Here is a 16,379-nt window from a genome sequence, read left to right as displayed (position 1 = left end):
GACCGCGCCAGGCCATCCGCCCGGCCGTCCACCGGCACTCGATCAGCCGGTGGGCGCCGCCGCCGCGCCGCCCCGGAACGCCGCCTCGTAGGCGGCGTCCCCGATCGACGCCCTCGCCTGCCGCTCACCCTGGTCCCGAAGGGCTGTGAGCGAGGGGGAGCCTCCCATCTGCGGCCGGCCGACCGTGCGCCACCAGGCGTGCCCGGTGCCCAGCAACCGCGCCGCCAGCTCGCCGTCACCCAGCCCCGCCACCGCCGCGGCCAGCAGGTCGAGCCCGAGCGCGATGCCGAAGCGGTCGCCGAGCAACCGCTTGCCCGACAGCATGGCCCGCACGTGCCGGGCCGCCTCCCCGTGGTCGCCCAGGCCCTGCGCGGCCATCGCGAGGATGTAGTCGGCGTACGCCCGCAGCCACCGCTCGCCCAGCTCCGTGCAGGCATCCCGCAGCGACAGCGCTTCCCGCGCCGCCTCGTCGAAGCGCCCGAGGTCGCAGAGGGCATAACCCGTCGCCAGTTTGCACAGCAGCCAGCCGGCGCCGCTGGTCCGCCCGCCGTGCCCGGCCCGCGCCCTCGGACCGGCCAGCGACAGGGCCCGTACGGGGTCGCCCGGCATCAGCAGCGACACCGCGTGCAGATAGGCCGCGCGCAGCTCCCGTTCCGGGTCCGCGAGACGGGCCGCGCCCTTCGCGCACTCCGCCCCGATCCGCTGGGCGGTCTCCAGGTCGCCCTGGAGCAGGGCGGTCAGCCCGAGGGCCCACAGGGCCTGGTTGTAGGCGGCGCCGGCGGGCAGGGTGGACGCCAGGGCCCGCTCCAGGAAGGCCCGCCCCTCGTGCACGTGCCCGCACGCGAACCAGTGGAACCACAGCGCCCCCGCCATCTCCAGCGCCGCCACCGGGTCGGAGCCGAGCAGGTGCTCCAGCGCCGTGCGCAGCTGCGCGTGCTCGGCGGTCATCCTGCGGCACCAGTCCACCTGGCCCCGGCCCAGCCAGCCGCGGTCGGCGGCCTGGGAGAGCGCCGCGTACCAGTGGGCGTGCCGGTCGGCGGTGATCCGCGCCTCGCCGAGCTCGCGGAGCCAGTCGCGGCCGTACTCGCGGATGGTGTCCAGCATGCGGTACCGGGCCCCGGCGCCCCGCTCCTCGCTGCGCCGGACCACCGACTTGGCGACCAGGCCCGCCAGGGTCCGCTCCACCCGGGCGGCGGGCAGCGGGCCGCCGGCGCAGACGGCGCGGGCCGCGGCGATGTCGAAGTCGCCCGTGAAGACCGAGAGGCGGGCCCACAGCAGCCGCTCCAGCGGCTCGCACAGCTCGTGGCTCCAGCCGATCGCCGTCCTCATCGTCCGGTGCCTGGGGGCGAGGGCGGCCCGTCCGCCGGCGAGCACGTCGAAGCGCCGGCCGATCCGCTCGGCCATCTGCTCCAGCGTCCACAGCCGCATCCGGGCGCCGGCCAGTTCCAGGGCGAGCGGGATTCCGTCGAGGCGGCGGCACAGCTCGGCGGCGAGCGCGTTCCGGCCGGGATCCGCGAAGGCGGCCGCCGCCTCCGCGGTCGCGGCGAGGGAGCGGGCGCGAAAGAGGGCGAGGGCGTCGCTGTCGGGCCCCGCGCAGGGCAGCGGCCGGATCTCGAGGACCTCCTCGCCGGGGGAGCCGAGCGGTTCCCGGGAGGTCGCCAGGACCGTCAGCCCCGGGGCGGACTGCAGGAGTTCGGCCACCAGGCGGCGGCAGGTGGGCACCAGGTGCTCGCAGCTGTCGAGGACGAGGAGGAGCTCCTTGTCGGCCATCCACGCGCACAGCTCCTCGTCGAGAGGCTGCGGCGAACGGTCGGCGAGACCGAGGGCGTGGGCGACGGTCGCGGTGAGCAGTGCGGGGTCGCGCAGCGGTGACAGCTCCACCCACCAGACGCCGTCGCGCCGGCGGCCCGCCCGGGCGGCCGCGGCGGCGGCCCGCAGGGCGAGCCGGGACTTGCCCACGCCACCCACACCGGTGAGGGAGATCAGCCTTCCCTCGCTCAGCAGGCGGTCCAGGAGCCCCAGTTCGGACACCCGGCCGACGAAGCTCGCCGATTCCGGCGGCAGGTTTCCCGGCACGGCGACCGAGTCTGGCTCAGGGCCGCCGCCCGTGGAACCCGCCTGGCTGTTGTTGACCGAGTACTCACCGAACACGGATGTATTGTGCGTGATCTTCTTTCACGGCAGTGCCGTTCGGCCAGGATCGCTGTCCGGTTCTCACGCGAGGGTGACGGTCCGCTCCGCCGAGAAGGCACCCCAGTTCCCGTCCGGGAGCCGGGCGCGCAGCTTCACGGTCCACACCGTACCGGCCGGCTCGGTCACCGTGATCCGGTGTTCCGCCCGTCCGCTGGGCACGGCGCCCTTGCCGAACTGCAGGACGGTGGTGGGACGTCCGTTGACGTACAGCTCGTACTCGTCGGTCTCCCGGCCGGTGTCCGGCGGGGTCCAGCCGAGGGTGACCGTCCCGGGCGAGGCGCTCGCGGTGAAGGCGTCGGGTGCGGTGCCCGGTCCGCCGCCCGAGGCGGGCGGGGTGGTCACGTCCACCGCGGGGGAGTCGGGGGAGGAGTTGTCCGCACCGTCCCGCGCCCGCACCGTGAAGGTGTACACCGTGTCGGGTTGGAGGCCGCCCAGTGCGGTGCCGCTCTCACCGGGCCCCGCGGTGTGGATCCGGACCCCGCCCTGGTAGACGTCGTACGCCGTCACGCCCGTGTCGTCCGTGGCGGCCGACCAGGACACCCAGGCGGCGCGGGGTCCGGTGGCCCGGGCGGTGGCCGCCGCCGGGGCGGTCGGGGCCCGGAGGTCCTCGGCCCGGGCCGCCGGTGTGGTCGCGCGGACCTCCGGGCCCGGCCCCGAGAGGTTCCCGGCCGCGTCCCTGGCGCGGACCGTGAAGGCGTAGCCGGTCTGCGGGGCGAGGCCGGTCACGTCCACCATGGTCTTGCCGGCGGGGAGTTCGCGGACCATGCGGCCGCCCTCGAAGACCTGGTAGGCGCGCACCCCGTCGCCCTCCGCGGCCGCCTCCCACATCACGTGCACGGTGCTGGAGCTGGAGGCCCGGGCCGTGAGCCCGGCGGGCGCGGGCGGCGGCTCGGTGTCGGACGCGGTGCAGCCGGCGCACACGGTCAGGCCGCCGAGCGAGAGGCCGAGCACGAGCAGGTGGGTGGTGCGTCGCACGGGAATGCCTTCCTCCGCTTCCGCGTAAAGGTCTAGACATATATGGCATGCGCGGCGCCGACCGGGCAAGACCCCTGCGCCCGCGGCCGCCCACCCGACCCGGTTCGTCGGCCTCGGCTACCGTCTGGCACTATTGCGAGCGCTTTGCAATTACGATGAATGGCGAACAGGGATGTGCACCGCATGACGGCCCGGACGGTACGGGGAATGGCCACGGCGACGCTGGCCGCCGCACTCATCACGGGCCTCGCGGCCTGCGCGAACCCCGCCGGGGGCGCCGCCGGAACGGGAGGCGCCGACTCCGCCGTCGTCGGCATCGCGACGGAGCCGGAGAGCCTGAGCCCGCTGCTCGGCTACGGCAAGGACGGCAACTCCAAGATCTTCGACGGGCTCCTCGCGCATGACGCCGACATGCGCCTGAAGCCGGCGCTCGCCGAAGCCCTGCCCGAGATCTCCGCGGACGGGCTCACCTACACCTACCGGCTGCGTCGGGGCGTGCAGTTCAGCGACGGGGCGCCCTTCTCCGCCAAGGACGTCGTCTTCACCTACCGCACCATCCTCGACCCGAAGACGAACAACGCCTGCAAGACCGAACTGGACGCCATCGCGGGCGTCGAGGCGCGAGGCGAGGACACGGTGGTCTTCTCGCTGAAGTACCCCTACGCGCCGTTCGCCGAGCGCACCGTGCTGCCGATCGCCCCCGAGCACATCGCGGGCGCCCAGGACGTCAACAGCGGCGACTTCACCACCCACCCCGTCGGCACCGGGCCGTACGTGCTGACGGCCTGGTCCAAGGGCGAGAAGCTCGGCTTCAAGGCCAACCCCCGCTACTGGGGCGGTGAACCGGCGGTCAAGAAGTTCACCATGGCCGTCATCAAGGACGACGACGTCCGCGCCACCCGGCTGCGCTCCGGCGAGCTGGACGGGGCGGTCCTGCCGCCGAACCTCGCCCAGGGCTTCGCCGGGGACAAGACGCGCACGACGTACGCGGCCAAGACCTTCGACTACCGCACCGTGACCCTGCCGACGCACCACAAGGTCACCGGCGACCCCGCCGTCCGCCGGGCGCTGGACATCGCCGTCGACCGCGAGGCCATGGTCGGCCGGCTCCTGGACGGCGCGGGCAAGGCCGCCTACGGCCCCGTCCCGGTCGGCAGCCCCTGGTTCACCGCCGGGACCGAGCGCGCCCACGACCTCGACCGGGCGAAGCAGCTCCTCGACGACGCCGGCTGGCGGGCCGGCGCGGACGGGATCCGCGTCAAGGACGGGGTCCGCGCCGCCTTCCCGCTCTGGTACACCTCCGGCGACAAGATCCGCCAGGACCACGCCCTGGCCTTCGCCTCCGACGCCAGGAAGGCCGGCGTCGAGATCACGACCCGGGCCGGCACCTGGGAGGTGATCGAGCCGCGGATGAAGACCGAGGCCGTCCTCGCCGGCGGCGGCTCGCCGGCCGACCCCGACTTCGACCAGTACCAGCTGCTGACCTCCTCGCTCGGCGGCGACGGCTTCAACAACATGGCGCGCTATGACAACCCGGCCGTGGACGCCGCCCTCCTCGACGGGCGCCGCAGCGGCGACCCCGCCGCGCGCAAGGCCGCGTACGACACCGTCCAGCGCGAGCTCGTGAAGGACCCGGGCTACGTCTTCCTCACCCACATCGACCACCTGTACGTCGTCAACGCGAAGTGGGAGGGGCTGACCACGCAGGTCGAACCCCACGACCACGGCCTCGGCTCCGGCCCCTGGTGGAACGTCGAGAGCTGGAAGCCGAAGCAGAAGTGAGCCGCACCCCGTGACCCCCCGCTCCGCCCGCCTCCCCTGGGGGCCGATGGCGCGCATGGCCGGACGGCGGACCCTGTCCGCCGTCCCCGTCCTGCTCGTCGTCACCTTCGGGGTCTTCGCCATCGCCGCGATGTCCCCCTTCGACCCCGTGAAGGCCTACGCCGGCACCGCCGGCCTCACCGCCTCGCAGGAGCAGCTCGACCAGCTGGGAGCCAATCTCGGCGTCGACCAGCCGCTCGCCGCCCGCTGGTGGGACTGGCTCACCTCCGCCCTCACCGGCGACCTCGGGACCTCCACCGTGATGCGCCAGCCCGTCGCCGACGTCATCGCCGAACGGGTCGGCTGGTCGGCGCTGCTCGCCGGCTGCGCCTTCGCCGTCGCGGTCCTGGCCGGCACGGCGCTCGGGGTGCTCGCCGCCCGCCGCCAGGGCGGCCCGCTGGACCGTTGCGCCTCTTCGCTCGCCTACACCCTGGAAGCAGCCCCCGCCTTCTGGCTCGGGCTGCTGGCCATCTGGTTCTTCTCCGTACGGCTCGGGGTGCTGCCCTCGGGCGGCCTGACGGACGCGGGCAGCGACACGGTCACCCCCGGCCAGGTCGCCACCCACCTGGTGCTCCCCGCGCTGGTGCTGGGGGTCTCCCAGCTCCCCTGGTTCTTCCTCTACGTCCGCCAGGGCGTGGCCGACGCGCTGGCGGAGGACCCCGTACGCGGCGCCCGCGCCCGGGGGCTCGCACCGCGGACCGTCCTGATCGGGCACGGACTGCGCTCGGGCATGCTGCCGATGCTGACGCTGGTCGGCTCCCGGGTACCGGAACTGATCACCGGCGCGCTGCTGGTGGAGACCGTCTTCAGCTGGCCGGGCGTCGCGGCGGCCACCGTCCGGGCCGCCACCTCGGTGGACTTCCCGCTGCTGGCCGCGTTGACGGTGCTGGCCACGGCCGCCGTACTGGCGGGGAACCTGCTGTCCGACCTGCTGTACGGGCTGGCGGACCCGAGGGTGGGCTTCGATGGCTGAGGCGATCCGGCACCCGCGGGGGCGGGCCCGGCGCTCGACGCGCACCCTGCGCGTCCGCGCCTCGGCGGTGACCGCGGCCGTGATCGTGCTGGCCGTGCTGCTCGTCCCGGTGCTCGTCCCACTGGACCAGCAGGCGGTCGACTTGTCGGCAAAACTCCTGCCGCCGTCCTGGGCCCATCCCTTCGGCACCGACGACGTCGGGCGGGACCTGCTGCTGCGCTGCGTGTACGGCCTGCGGGTCTCCCTGCTGGTCGGCCTGGTCGCGGCGCTCGTGGCCACCGTCATCGGCACGGCCGTCGGCGCGGCCGCGGGGTCGCTCGGCGGCTGGGTGGACCGCGTCGCCATGCGGGCCGTGGACACGCTGTCCGCCATCCCGCACCTGCTGCTGGGGATCTTCATCGTCGCGATGTTCCGCCCGGGGGTCTGGCCCGTTGTGGTCTCCGTCGCCGTGACCCACTGGCTGTCCACCGCACGCATCGTCCGGGCGGAGGTGCTCTCGCTGCGCGGCCGCCCCTTCGTGGACGCCGCCGTGTCGGGCGGCGCCTCGCGGTGGCGGGTCGCCGTACGCCACCTGGTGCCGGGCGTCCTGCCGCAGGCGGGCCTCGCCGCGGTGCTCATGGTCCCGCACGCGATGTGGCACGAGTCGGCCCTGTCCTTCCTGGGCCTGGGCCTGCCGTCCCACCAGGCCAGCCTCGGCAACCTGGTGCAGACGGCGCGCGGCTCGCTGCTCGCCGGCGACTGGTGGCCCACGGCCTTCCCCGGCCTCCTCCTCATCATCCCGACGCTGGCGATCGCCGGGCTCGCGGGCGCCTGGCGCGACCGCCTGAACCCCCGGCGCCGCTCGGAGCTGACCCTGTGACCCCACCGCCCGTGCTCCGCGTCGAGCACCTCTCCGTCCGGTTCGCGATGCCCGGCGGCCGCTTCGTCGAAGCCGTCACCGACGCGAGTTTCGACCTCCGCCCCGGCCAGTGCCTCGCCCTCGTCGGCGAGAGCGGCTGCGGCAAGTCCGTGCTGGCCTCCGCGCTGCTCGGGCTGCTCCCCGGCAACGCCGAGACCTCCGGGTCCGCGCGGCTCGCCGGCGGTCCGGACGTGCTCGCCGCGGACGAGCGGACCCTGGCCCGGGCGGTACGGGGCCGCCGCATCGGCCTGGTCCCGCAGAGCCCCGCCGCACACCTCACCCCCGTCCGCACGATCCGGGCCCAGCTGGAGGAGACCGTCCGGGAACTGGCCCCGGTCCCGAAGGCGGCGCTGCGCGGGGCCGCGGAGACGGCCGCGGCACGGGCCGCCTTCCCCGCGAGCCACCTCGACCACCACCCCCACCAGCTCTCCGGCGGACTCGCCCAGCGGGCGGCCACCGCCCTCGCCCTGGTCGGCGACGCACCCCTGCTCCTGGCGGACGAACCGACCACCGGACTGGACCGGGAGCTCGTCCACCGCACCGTCGACGAACTGCGCTCCCACACCCGCGGCACCGGCCGGGCCCTGCTGCTGATCACACACGACCTCGCGGCAGCCGAGCGCATCGCCGACACCGTCGCCGTCATGTACGCCGGACGGATCGTGGAACTCGCCCCGGCCACACCCTTCTTCGGCGCACCCGGACCCCGTCACCCCTACGCCCGCGGCCTGCTCGACGCCCTCCCCGAACGCGCCTTCACACCGATCCCCGGCACCCCGCCCGAGCTCGGCGCGCTGCCGCCGGGCTGCGCCTTCGCCGCCCGCTGCCCCTCCGCCGACCGGGACTGCCGCGCACGGCTCCCCCTGCTCACCGAAGGGGTGGCCTGCCACCATGCTTGAACTCGACGCCGTCACCGCGGGCTACGACCGCCGCGCCCCCGTCGTCCGCGGAGCTCACCTGACCCTGCGCCCCGGCGAATCCCTCGGCCTGCTGGGCCCGAGCGGCTGCGGCAAGTCGACCCTCGCCCGGGTCGCCGCCCTGCTGCACCGCCCCGACCGGGGGACGGTGTCCCTCGACGGCCGCCCGGTGACGGGCTTCCGCCACCGGGCCCCGCGCTCCCTGCGGATCGCCGTGGGTGTCGTCTTCCAGCAGCCCCGGCTCTCCGCGGACCCCCGGCTGCGGCTCGCCGACCTCATCGCCGAGCCCCTCCGGGCCACCGGACGCCGTGGGGAAGTGCTCGAACGCGTCGCCGAGTTGACGCGGCGTGTCGGTCTCGGTCCCGATCTGCTGGCGCGCCGCCCCCACGAGGTCAGTGACGGCCAGCTGCAACGCGCCTGCCTGGCCCGGGCCCTGGTGCTCCGGCCGCGCTGGCTGGTCTGCGACGAGATGACCGCGATGCTGGACGCCTCCACCACGGCCGCCCTGGTCGGAGTGGTCGAGGAGTACCGCGCCGAGACCGGGGCGGGCCTCCTCGCCGTGGGCCACGACCCGGTCCTGCTGGAGCGCTGGTGCGACCGCACCACCCACTGGAGCGAGATCGTCAAGGACTGACCGCCCGTCACGGACGGTCAACACCCGTACGGCCGACACGTCTTTCGCCCGACCGCACCCCTCCCTGCGCCACCATGCGGCGAGTAAGGAGGTTTCGATGGTGATTTCGCTCTCCGTGGTCGTCCTGCTCCTCATCCTCGCCTGGATCTTCCTGCGCGGCGGCGGCCTGAAGTTCTCGCACGCCGTCGTCTGCGTGCTGCTCGGCTTCTACCTCGCGAGCAGCAGCATGGCGGCGACCATCCACGACGGTCTGACGGCCACCGCGAACCTGGTCTCCGGCCTGAAGCCCTGAGCCACTGTTGCGCGTTCGTGAATCATCCGGCTCCCGCATGGACTCCTCGGGCACCGCGATCTAGCGTCCGGCCGCGGCGCGACATCAGACGCAACGTCAGCAGTGCCGAGGAGACGTGGAGGCAGCCCGGATGTTCCGAAGAGCCCTGAACTGCGCCGTGGCGCCGGTCGTCGCCGTGTTCACGGTGATGTACGGGGTCACGCCCGCCCAGGCCGAGGAGATACCCAAGACCCCCGGCCACCGCCTGGTCAGCCAGTACGACGGGGCCGCCGCGGTCCCCGCTCCGCTGCCCGGCCAAGCTCCGCCCCAGCACCCCTTCCTGGCCCCGGGCGGCCGCAGCGGCACGCACTCCGATGCCGCCGGCAGCGCCACCTCCCCGTGGTCCGGGCCACTTGGCGACGCCCCCCGGGTGACCAGCCGGAAGATCGCCGCACTCGGCGGTGAGTGCGCCACCGCCACCTTCGACTCCGGCGGCCGGTCTCCGACCACGCGCTCTACAGCTTCCGCGCCGCCGCCGACGGCACCCCCGAAATCCTGTGGCGCCAGACCTACGACCGCGGTACCGGCGCCAAGCCCGGCTCCGTGAACCAGGGTTCGGGCACCACCCTCGACCTCTTCGGCGACGGCTACGTCGCCATCACCGACAACGCCGACGACCGGATGAACGTCCTGGTCTACCGGCGCGGCGCGGACGTCCCGGCCGACCGGCGGCTCGTGTGCAAGGTGCCGGTGTTCGGCTCCGGCGCCTCCACCACCGACAACTCCCTGATCACCTGGGGCAACAGCATCGTCGTCGAGAACAACTACGGCTACGAGAACGTCACCACCCTGCTGCTCGGCAAGTCCGTCGTCGGCGGCGCGGCCCGCATCGACGTGCGCGCCGACGGCAGCGGCTGCGACACGGTCTGGCGGAGCCCCGTCCGCGCACCTTCCGTCGTCCCCAAGCTCTCACCGCCAACGGCCTCCTCTACTTCTACGAGAAGGAGCCCCACTCCTGGGGCATCGACGCCTGGTACCTCACCGCGGTGGACTTCCGCACCGGTGAACGGCGCTGGCGGCAGCTCACCGGCACCGGCCCGCTCTACGACAACAACTGGGCGCCGATCACCCTCGGGCCCGACGGGCGACGGCGGTTCCTGAAGGCCCGCCCCGCGTCCGGGCCGCGCGGGGCGGATCAGCGGCCGGGTCCGCATCCCCGGCCGGGGGAGAGCCGGCAGATCTCCGCCAGCCGGGCCCCGGGGTCCACGCTCCACAGCCGTACGGTGCCGTCGGTGCTGCTGCTCGCCACCGTGCGGCGGTCGGGGGAGAAGGCCACCCCCCACACCGCGCTGGTGTGCCCGGACAGCGCGGCCACCGGACGCCGGCCGGCCACGTCCCACAGCCGCACCGTGCGGTCGTTGCCGCTGCTCGCCAGGGTCAGCCCGTCGGGCGAGAAGGCGATGCCCCGCGCCGAGCCGGTGTGGCCGGACAGCGCCGCCTCGAAACGGCGCCGGCGGGCGTCCCACAACCGGACCGTCCCGTCGTTGCCGCTGCTGGCCAGGGTCCGGCCGTCCGGGCTGAAGGCCACCCCCCGCACCGCCCCGGTGTGGCCGGTGAGCGCGGCCAGCTGCCGGTGCCCGGCCACGTCCCACACCCGTACCGTCAGATCGTCGCCGGCGCTCGCCAGGGTGCGCCCGTCGGGGCTGAACGCCACGTCGTTGGCGAAGTCCGTGTGCCCGGACAGCACGGCGAGTGCGCTGCGCGCCGCCACGTCCCACAGCCGCACCGTGCCGTCCGAACCGGCCGAGGCGAGGGTGCGCCCGTCGGGGGAGAAGGCGACGGAGAAGAGGGTGCCTCCCTGGCCGGTGAGGGTGCCGGCGGGCCCGCGCGCGGCGAGGTCCCACAGCCGGATCGTGCCGTCGGAGCCGGCCGAGGCCAGGGTCCGCCCGTCGGGCGCGAACGCCACCGAGAACACGGTCTCGGTGTGCCCGGTGAACACGGCCACCACCCGCTGCCCCGGCACGTCCCACAGCCGCACCGCGTGATCCGCCTCGGCGGTGGCCAGCAGTCCTCCGTCGGGGCTGTACGCGGCGTGCCACACCTCGCTGAACGGCCGCGACGTCAGCACCTGTCCGCGCAGGTCCCACAGCACCACCGACTGGTCGAAGCCGGCCGTGGCCAGCAGCGTCCCGGCCGGGTCCACGGCCGCGCCGAGCACGTAGTCGGTGTGCCCGGCCAAGGTCGCCGTCAGCCGTCCGGCGCGCACGTCCCACAGCCGGGTCGTGCCGTCGCCGCCCGCGCTGACCACCGTCGTCCCGTCGGGCGTGTACGCCACTCCGTTGACGTCGTCGCTGTGCCCCGACAGCATCGCGGTCGTCCGGCGCCCCGCCACGTCCCACAGCCGCACGGTCCGGTCGACGCCCCCCGTGGCGACGCTCTGCCCGTCCGGCGCGAACGCCGCCCCCAGCACCTCGTCCGTGTGCCCGTCGAGGACGGCCGGCGGGCGGACCCCCGCCGGATCCCACAGGCGCACGGTCCGGTCGGCCCCGGCCGAGACGAGCGTGCGGCCGTCCGGTGCGAAGGCCAGCGCGTTGACCCGCCCCGTGTGGCCTTCCAAGGAGGTCACCGACCGGTACTCACCCGAGGTCTCCCACAGCCGGACGGTGCCCTCGGGAGAGGCGACGGCCAGGGTCCGCCCGTCCGGGGCGAAGGCCACCGCCCGGGCGCCGGTGGTCTGCGGCCCCAGGACCGCCGCCGTCCGCCGGCCGGCCACGTCCCACAGCCGGGCGGGACCGTCCGTGGAAGTGGCCGCGAGGATGCGGCCGTCGGGGCTGAAACCGACCGCCCGCACCCGCCCGGGCAGCGTGAACGAAGCCGTCGTGCGGTGGTCCGCCACCCGCCGCAAGGTGACCGTGCCGTCCGAACTGGCCGTCGCCAGCTCGCCGCCCACCGGGGCGAAGGCCACCGCGTTCACCGGACCGCCGTGCCCGCCGAGCCGGGCGACGAACGGCTGCGCCTGGGTGCTCAGCAGCGCCCCGCGGGCCTCGGTGGTCGGCGAGGTCCGGTAGGCCTCCGCGGCGAGCCGCATCGACCGCTCGGGCTGGCCCGCCGCCAGCGAGGCGGACTGCAGGGCGAGCGCCCGCGAGCGGGCGACGCGCTCCTGGCCGAGCGCGCCCGCCCGCTGCTCGTACGCCAGCCCGCCTGCGCCCACGGCCAGCACCAGCAGCACCACGAGCGTGGCCAGCAGCCGCTGCCGCAACCGCACCTGCCGCCTGGCCTGCCGCTCGCGGGCCTCCTGCGCGGCCTGCCCGGCCCGCAGGAAGTCCTCCTCGAGCGGGCCGAGCCGGCTCCTGCCGTCGAGGTCCTCCGCCCAGGCCCGGGCGTTCTCCAGCCGTGCCCCGCGGTAGAGGGCGGAGGGATCGCGGTCCTCGCGGTCCCATTCCGCGGCGGCGTGCGCCAACTGCTGGTGGACCAGCAGGCCGGCCCGGTCGGCGTGGATCCAGCCGCGCAGCCGCGGCCACGCGTGCAGCAGGGCCTCGTGGGTGATCTCGACGGTGTCGAGGTCCACCGTGAGCAGCCGGGCCCGGACGAAGGTGTCGAGCGCCGCCGCGGCCCGGAGCGGATCGGACGACCGCTCCAGCAGCTCCGTACGGTCCATCCGGCGGCGGGTCGCCCCCGCGCCGTCGGCGACGTGGACCAGCCGGACCAGGATCCGGCGGACGGCGCGCTGCTCGGCCGGGTACAGCCGGGCGAAGACGGTCTCGGCGGTCCGCGCGATCGCCCCCTGGATGCCGCCGGTCCGCTCGTACCCGGCGACCGTCAGGGTCGACCCGGTGCGCTGCTGCCAGGTGGCCATCAGGGCGTGGGAGACCAGCGGCAGCACGCCGGAGGGCGTGTGGCCGGGGGTGTCCTCGCGCAGGCCGGCGTCGCGCAGCAGCAGGGGCACCAGGCCCGGCTCGAGGGCGACGCCGGCGAGCTCCGCCGGACGCGTGATGGACTCCCGCAGCTCCGCCAGGGACATCGGCGGCAGGACGAAGAGCCCGGAGGCGAAGGCCGAGGCCAGGTCCGGCAGGTCCAGGCAGCTGCCGGTGAAGTCCGCCCGTACGCCGAGCACCACGACGGCCGGAGCGGGCCCGTCCGCGCCGCCGGGCCGGGCCGTGGACAGCGCCGTCAGCGTCCGGGCGAAGGCGTGCCGCTCCTCCTCGTCGGTGCAGAGGGTGAACAGCTCCTCGAACTGGTCGACGATCAGCACGGGTCGGACGGGTGGGGGCTCCCGGTCCCCGTCCGGCACCCGGTCCCCGTCCGGCACCCGGTCCGTCTCCGGTACCCGGTCCGTCTCCGCGCCGTGGTCCCGTTCCCCGCCGTGGCCCCGCTCCCGCTCCGGATCCTTTCGCCCCCCGGGGCCCGGGCCGGGGTGGGCGTCCGACAGCCGGCGTACGGCTTCCAGGAGCGCCGCCGGACGCTCGCGCAACTCCCGGGCCGACAGGCCGAGATCGCGCCCGAGCACCTTCGCGGTGCACACCAGCAGCTCGTCGAGGGGATGCGCCGTGGGAGTGAAGCGCACCACCGGCCAGGTGTCCGCGCCCGGCATCGGAAAGCCGCCCGCCCGCCGGAGCGCCGGCACCAGGCCCGCGTTCAGCAGCGAGGACTTGCCCGCGCCGGAGGGTGCGACCAGCAGCAGCGGGCCGTTGCCGATCCGCTCGAAGACCCGCTCGACCAGCTCGCCCGTGGCCCGTTCCCGGCCGAAGTACCACTGCGCGTCCTGTGCGGCGAAGGCCGGCAGACCGCGGTACGGGGACGGGTCCGCCTGCTGTCCGGCCTCGCCCGGCCCGAGAGCGGCCGGCGTGGCCTCCCGCACCCCGCGCAGCAGTTCGCCGTCGGCCCGGAGCACCTCGTCGCAGCGCCGGGCGACGTCCACGGTCGCGCGCTTGGCCCCCGTCTCGATCTTGCTCAGGTAGCCCTTGCTGTAGTGCGTGCGCCGGGCCAGGTCCGCCAGGGACATGCCGCGTTGCATCCGCAGACGTCTCAGCCGGGCGGGAAACGGCAGGCTGCCGGCGTCGTCGGACACGTGGCTCTGACCGGCCTGCGGCCGGTCGTCCGAATCCCCCAAGACTTCCCCCATGGCCGTGCGCGCCCAGGCACCGGAGCGGTGGGTTTCCAGGCTACAACCGGTGTCGGACAGGCGGCCGGCCCTTCGGTTTCGTATGACGAGAACAGGAATGACCGGCCCTCCGCGGCCCTCCGCTGCGGCCGCCAAGGCGACGCGCGGGCAGCCACCCGTCCGGACCTGGAAATGGGCCCGTTTGCCAGCGGTGGGTATCCATCCGCTCAGCCGGTGTGGCGGGCGGACCTGATCCCCCATAACTTCACCATCGTGACGAATCGACAGCTCATGGTCCTCGCATGCATCTCAGTCGTCATGGCCACAGGCCTCGGCGCGGCGTCGCCTTCGGCCGCCGCGGCCCGACGCACGGTGCATTCGGGAGAATCGATCCAGGAAGCGGTGGACGCCGCACGGCCGGGAGACACCATCGTCGTGCTCCCCGGCACCTACCACGAGAGCGTGCAGATCACGAAGCCCCTCACCCTGCGGGGTTCCGGGCCCACCACCGTGATCATGCCTCCGGTCGCGACGCTGCCCGCGCGCGCCGAGAGCCCCTGCGCACAGACCGGCAACGGCATCTGCGTCATAGGAGCCGCGGAGAAGACCGTCGACCGGGTGACCATCCGGTCGCTGACGTTGAAGGGCTTCAGGAAGAGCGGCATCTGGGCCTCCAGGACCGACCGGATGACCGTCGAGCGGGTGACCGCCGAGAAGAACGGCACCTGGGGCATCGCCCAGGAGCGGTCCACCCGGGGCGTGTTCCGCGCCAACACCGCCCGCGACAACGCCGAGTCCGGCATCTTCGTCGCCAACACCATCGACCGCGAGGGAGGCGCCACCGACACCCTCGGCGCCGTCGTCCGAAACAACACGCTCACCGGGAACCGCATCGGAGTCACCGTCCGGCGCGTGCGCAACCTGTCCGTCGACGGCAACGTCCTGACCGGGAACTGCGGCGGGATCTTCGTCGTCGGCGACGAGGGCGAACCCGGCGCCGGGGACATGACCATCCGGAACAACCGCATCCACCGGAACAACAAGTTCTGCCGCGGCAACAGCCGCCTCCCCGACATCCAGGGCGCCGGCATCGTCCTCACCGGTGCCGAGGAGACGACCATCCGGTCGAACTCGATCCGCGACAACGTGGGCGCCTCCCCGCTGTCCGGCGGAATCCTGCTCTTCAAGAGCTTCGTGGGCGCCACGAACACCGACAACGTGATCAGGGACAACGAGGTGAGGGGCAACAAGCCGGCGGACCTGGCCAACCAGGGGACGGGATCCGGCAACACGTTCCTCGGCAACCGGTGCGAGACCTCGCAGCCCGCGGGGATGTGCTGACCGGTGTTCCCGCTGATCAGGAGAATCGAGGCCGCATGACCACGGTAAGCCCCACTCCGCACCCGACCCCGAGGGCCCCCGCCGCCCCTGCCCCGGCCGTCCACATCACCACGCCCGTCGACGCCGCCGGTCCCCAGCCGGCGATGCGGCTGCGCGAGCTCGTCTTCGGCGCGGCGGTCGCCGCCGCCGTTCGGGCCGCCGCCCGCCTCGGTGTCGCCGACGCCCTCGCGGAGTCGCCCGCCACCGCCGAGGACCTCGCGGCGGCGGTGGGTGCCGCGCCCCGGCCGGTGCACCGGCTGCTGCGTGCCCTCTCCTGCCACGGGATCTTCGCGGAGACCCCGGAGGGCGCCTTCGTCCACACCGAGATGTCCCGCCTGCTGCGCGAGGACGATCCGCACAGCCTTCGGGCCATCTCCCTGTGGTGTACCGAACCCTGGACCTGGCAGGCGTGGCCCCGTCTCGACGACGCGGTGCGGTCCGGCGGCAGCGTGTTCCAGGACCTGTACGGCAAGGGTTTCTTCGACTACCTGCACCAGGACGCGCACGAATCCGCCCAGGTGTTCAACCAGGCGATGACCACCTCCAGCACCCAGTCGGCCCGGGACATCGCGGAACTCCTCGACCTCACGGGAGTCGGCGTGGTCGCGGACATCGGGGGCGGCCAGGGCCACGTACTGGCCGGCCTGCTGGAGAAGCACCCGGCCGTACGGGGCGTCCTGCTCGACCTGCCGGGCGTCGTGGCGAAGGCCGACCGCCGGCTGCGCGACGGCGGACCGCTCGCCGGGCGGACCGACATCATCCCCGGCGACTGCCGCCACTCCATCCCGGTCGCCGCGGACCTCTACCTCATCAAGAACATCCTGGAGTGGGACGACGACAGCACCCGCAGGACCCTGCGCAACGTGATCGAGGCGGCCCGCCCCGGCGCCAGGGTCGTCGTCATCGAGAACCTGGTGGACGACACCCCGTCGATGAAGTTCACCACCGCGATGGATCTGATGCTGCTGCTCAACGTGGGCGGCGCCAAGCACACCGAGGGCAGCCTGCTCGGCCGCATCCGGGAAGCCGGTCTGGAGGTCGGCGAGATCCGCCCGGTCAACGCGTACCTGCACGCCTTCGAGTGCACCGTCCCCGCCCGCGGGTGACGGGGGACCCCCGGACGCCACGGCGCCCCGGGACCGGCACGGAGGGAGGTCCTTGGGGGGGGGGGGTTCGGGGGGGGTCGGGGGGGGGGGTGCCAGGTGACAGTTTGGAG

The 16,379-nt window shown here is 74.4% G+C and carries 11 protein-coding genes and 1 pseudogene; 9 read left to right on the top strand and 3 right to left on the bottom strand.

Annotated features, from left to right (window positions below; genetic code table 11):
• Positions 1-42: 42 nt before the first annotated feature.
• Positions 43-2,151 carry an ATP-binding protein gene (locus AC07FY_RS27205; RefSeq protein ID WP_479011090.1) on the bottom strand — a complete coding sequence of 703 codons (2,109 nt, stop codon included), beginning with the start codon at positions 2,149-2,151 and terminating at the stop codon, positions 43-45.
• 63 nt (positions 2,152-2,214) lie between these two features.
• Complete coding sequence (locus tag AC07FY_RS27200) at positions 2,215-3,168, bottom strand: fibronectin type III domain-containing protein (RefSeq protein WP_479011088.1); 954 nt, start codon at positions 3,166-3,168, stop codon at positions 2,215-2,217.
• Between the two features lie 183 nt (positions 3,169-3,351).
• On the opposite strand from AC07FY_RS27200, the gene AC07FY_RS27195 reads away from it, so the two are divergent.
• From AC07FY_RS27195 to AC07FY_RS27165, 7 genes and pseudogenes are all read left to right on the top strand, one after another.
• Positions 3,352-4,950 (top strand): ABC transporter substrate-binding protein, encoded by a 1,599-nt coding sequence (locus AC07FY_RS27195; RefSeq protein WP_479011358.1) that lies wholly within the window; start codon positions 3,352-3,354, stop codon positions 4,948-4,950.
• 46 nt (positions 4,951-4,996) lie between these two features.
• Positions 4,997-5,962 (top strand): ABC transporter permease, encoded by a 966-nt coding sequence (locus tag AC07FY_RS27190; RefSeq protein WP_479011355.1) that lies wholly within the window; start codon positions 4,997-4,999, stop codon positions 5,960-5,962.
• On the top strand, positions 5,955-6,821 hold the full coding sequence (locus AC07FY_RS27185; RefSeq protein ID WP_479011085.1) for an ABC transporter permease: 867 nt from the start codon (positions 5,955-5,957) through the stop codon (positions 6,819-6,821). Before AC07FY_RS27190 ends, AC07FY_RS27185 begins: the two co-directional genes overlap by 8 nt.
• A gap of 47 nt (positions 6,822-6,868) precedes the next feature.
• Positions 6,869-7,759, top strand: a complete 891-nt coding sequence (locus AC07FY_RS27180) for an ABC transporter ATP-binding protein (protein WP_479011352.1) — start codon at positions 6,869-6,871, stop codon at positions 7,757-7,759.
• Positions 7,752-8,411 (top strand): ABC transporter ATP-binding protein, encoded by a 660-nt coding sequence (locus AC07FY_RS27175; protein WP_479011082.1) that lies wholly within the window; start codon positions 7,752-7,754, stop codon positions 8,409-8,411. The genes AC07FY_RS27180 and AC07FY_RS27175 overlap by 8 nt, the downstream gene beginning before the upstream one ends.
• 97 nt (positions 8,412-8,508) lie before the next feature.
• Positions 8,509-8,703: a hypothetical protein gene (locus AC07FY_RS27170; RefSeq protein WP_479011080.1), complete on the top strand. Its 195-nt coding sequence runs from the start codon at positions 8,509-8,511 to the stop codon at positions 8,701-8,703.
• Between the two features lie 130 nt (positions 8,704-8,833).
• A pseudogene (locus AC07FY_RS27165) lies at positions 8,834-9,827 on the top strand (hypothetical protein); the annotation flags it as partial.
• Between the two features lie 50 nt (positions 9,828-9,877).
• On the opposite strand, the gene AC07FY_RS27160 reads toward AC07FY_RS27165, so the two are convergent.
• Positions 9,878-13,696: an nSTAND1 domain-containing NTPase gene (locus AC07FY_RS27160; protein WP_479011349.1), complete on the bottom strand. Its 3,819-nt coding sequence runs from the start codon at positions 13,694-13,696 to the stop codon at positions 9,878-9,880.
• A gap of 360 nt (positions 13,697-14,056) precedes the next feature.
• On the opposite strand from AC07FY_RS27160, the gene AC07FY_RS27155 reads away from it, so the two are divergent.
• Complete coding sequence (locus AC07FY_RS27155; RefSeq protein WP_479011078.1) at positions 14,057-15,124, top strand: right-handed parallel beta-helix repeat-containing protein; 1,068 nt, start codon at positions 14,057-14,059, stop codon at positions 15,122-15,124.
• A 35-nt stretch (positions 15,125-15,159) separates the two neighbouring features.
• Positions 15,160-16,269 carry a methyltransferase gene (locus AC07FY_RS27150; RefSeq protein WP_479011076.1) on the top strand — a complete coding sequence of 370 codons (1,110 nt, stop codon included), beginning with the start codon at positions 15,160-15,162 and terminating at the stop codon, positions 16,267-16,269.
• Positions 16,270-16,379: the final 110 nt, after the last annotated feature.

It is taken from the genome of Streptomyces sp. NPDC045967, assembly GCF_056430495.1.
This window is presented reverse-complemented; position numbering and strand designations above follow the sequence as displayed.

What these genes read in the sequence shown, in the direction of transcription:
- AC07FY_RS27195 (WP_479011358.1), top strand. Translation starts at nt 3,352, where the DNA reads ATGACGGCCCGGACGGTACGGGGAATGGCCACGGCGACGCTGGCCGCC.
- AC07FY_RS27190 (WP_479011355.1), top strand. Translation starts at nt 4,997, where the DNA reads ATGGCGCGCATGGCCGGACGGCGGACCCTGTCCGCCGTCCCCGTCCTG.
- AC07FY_RS27185 (WP_479011085.1), top strand. Translation starts at nt 5,955, where the DNA reads ATGGCTGAGGCGATCCGGCACCCGCGGGGGCGGGCCCGGCGCTCGACG.
- AC07FY_RS27180 (WP_479011352.1), top strand. Translation starts at nt 6,869, where the DNA reads ATGCCCGGCGGCCGCTTCGTCGAAGCCGTCACCGACGCGAGTTTCGAC.
- AC07FY_RS27175 (WP_479011082.1), top strand. Translation starts at nt 7,752, where the DNA reads ATGCTTGAACTCGACGCCGTCACCGCGGGCTACGACCGCCGCGCCCCC.
- AC07FY_RS27170 (WP_479011080.1), top strand. Translation starts at nt 8,509, where the DNA reads ATGGTGATTTCGCTCTCCGTGGTCGTCCTGCTCCTCATCCTCGCCTGG.
- AC07FY_RS27160 (WP_479011349.1), bottom strand. Translation starts at nt 13,696, where the DNA reads ATGCAACGCGGCATGTCCCTGGCGGACCTGGCCCGGCGCACGCACTAC.
- AC07FY_RS27150 (WP_479011076.1), top strand. Translation starts at nt 15,160, where the DNA reads ATGACCACGGTAAGCCCCACTCCGCACCCGACCCCGAGGGCCCCCGCC.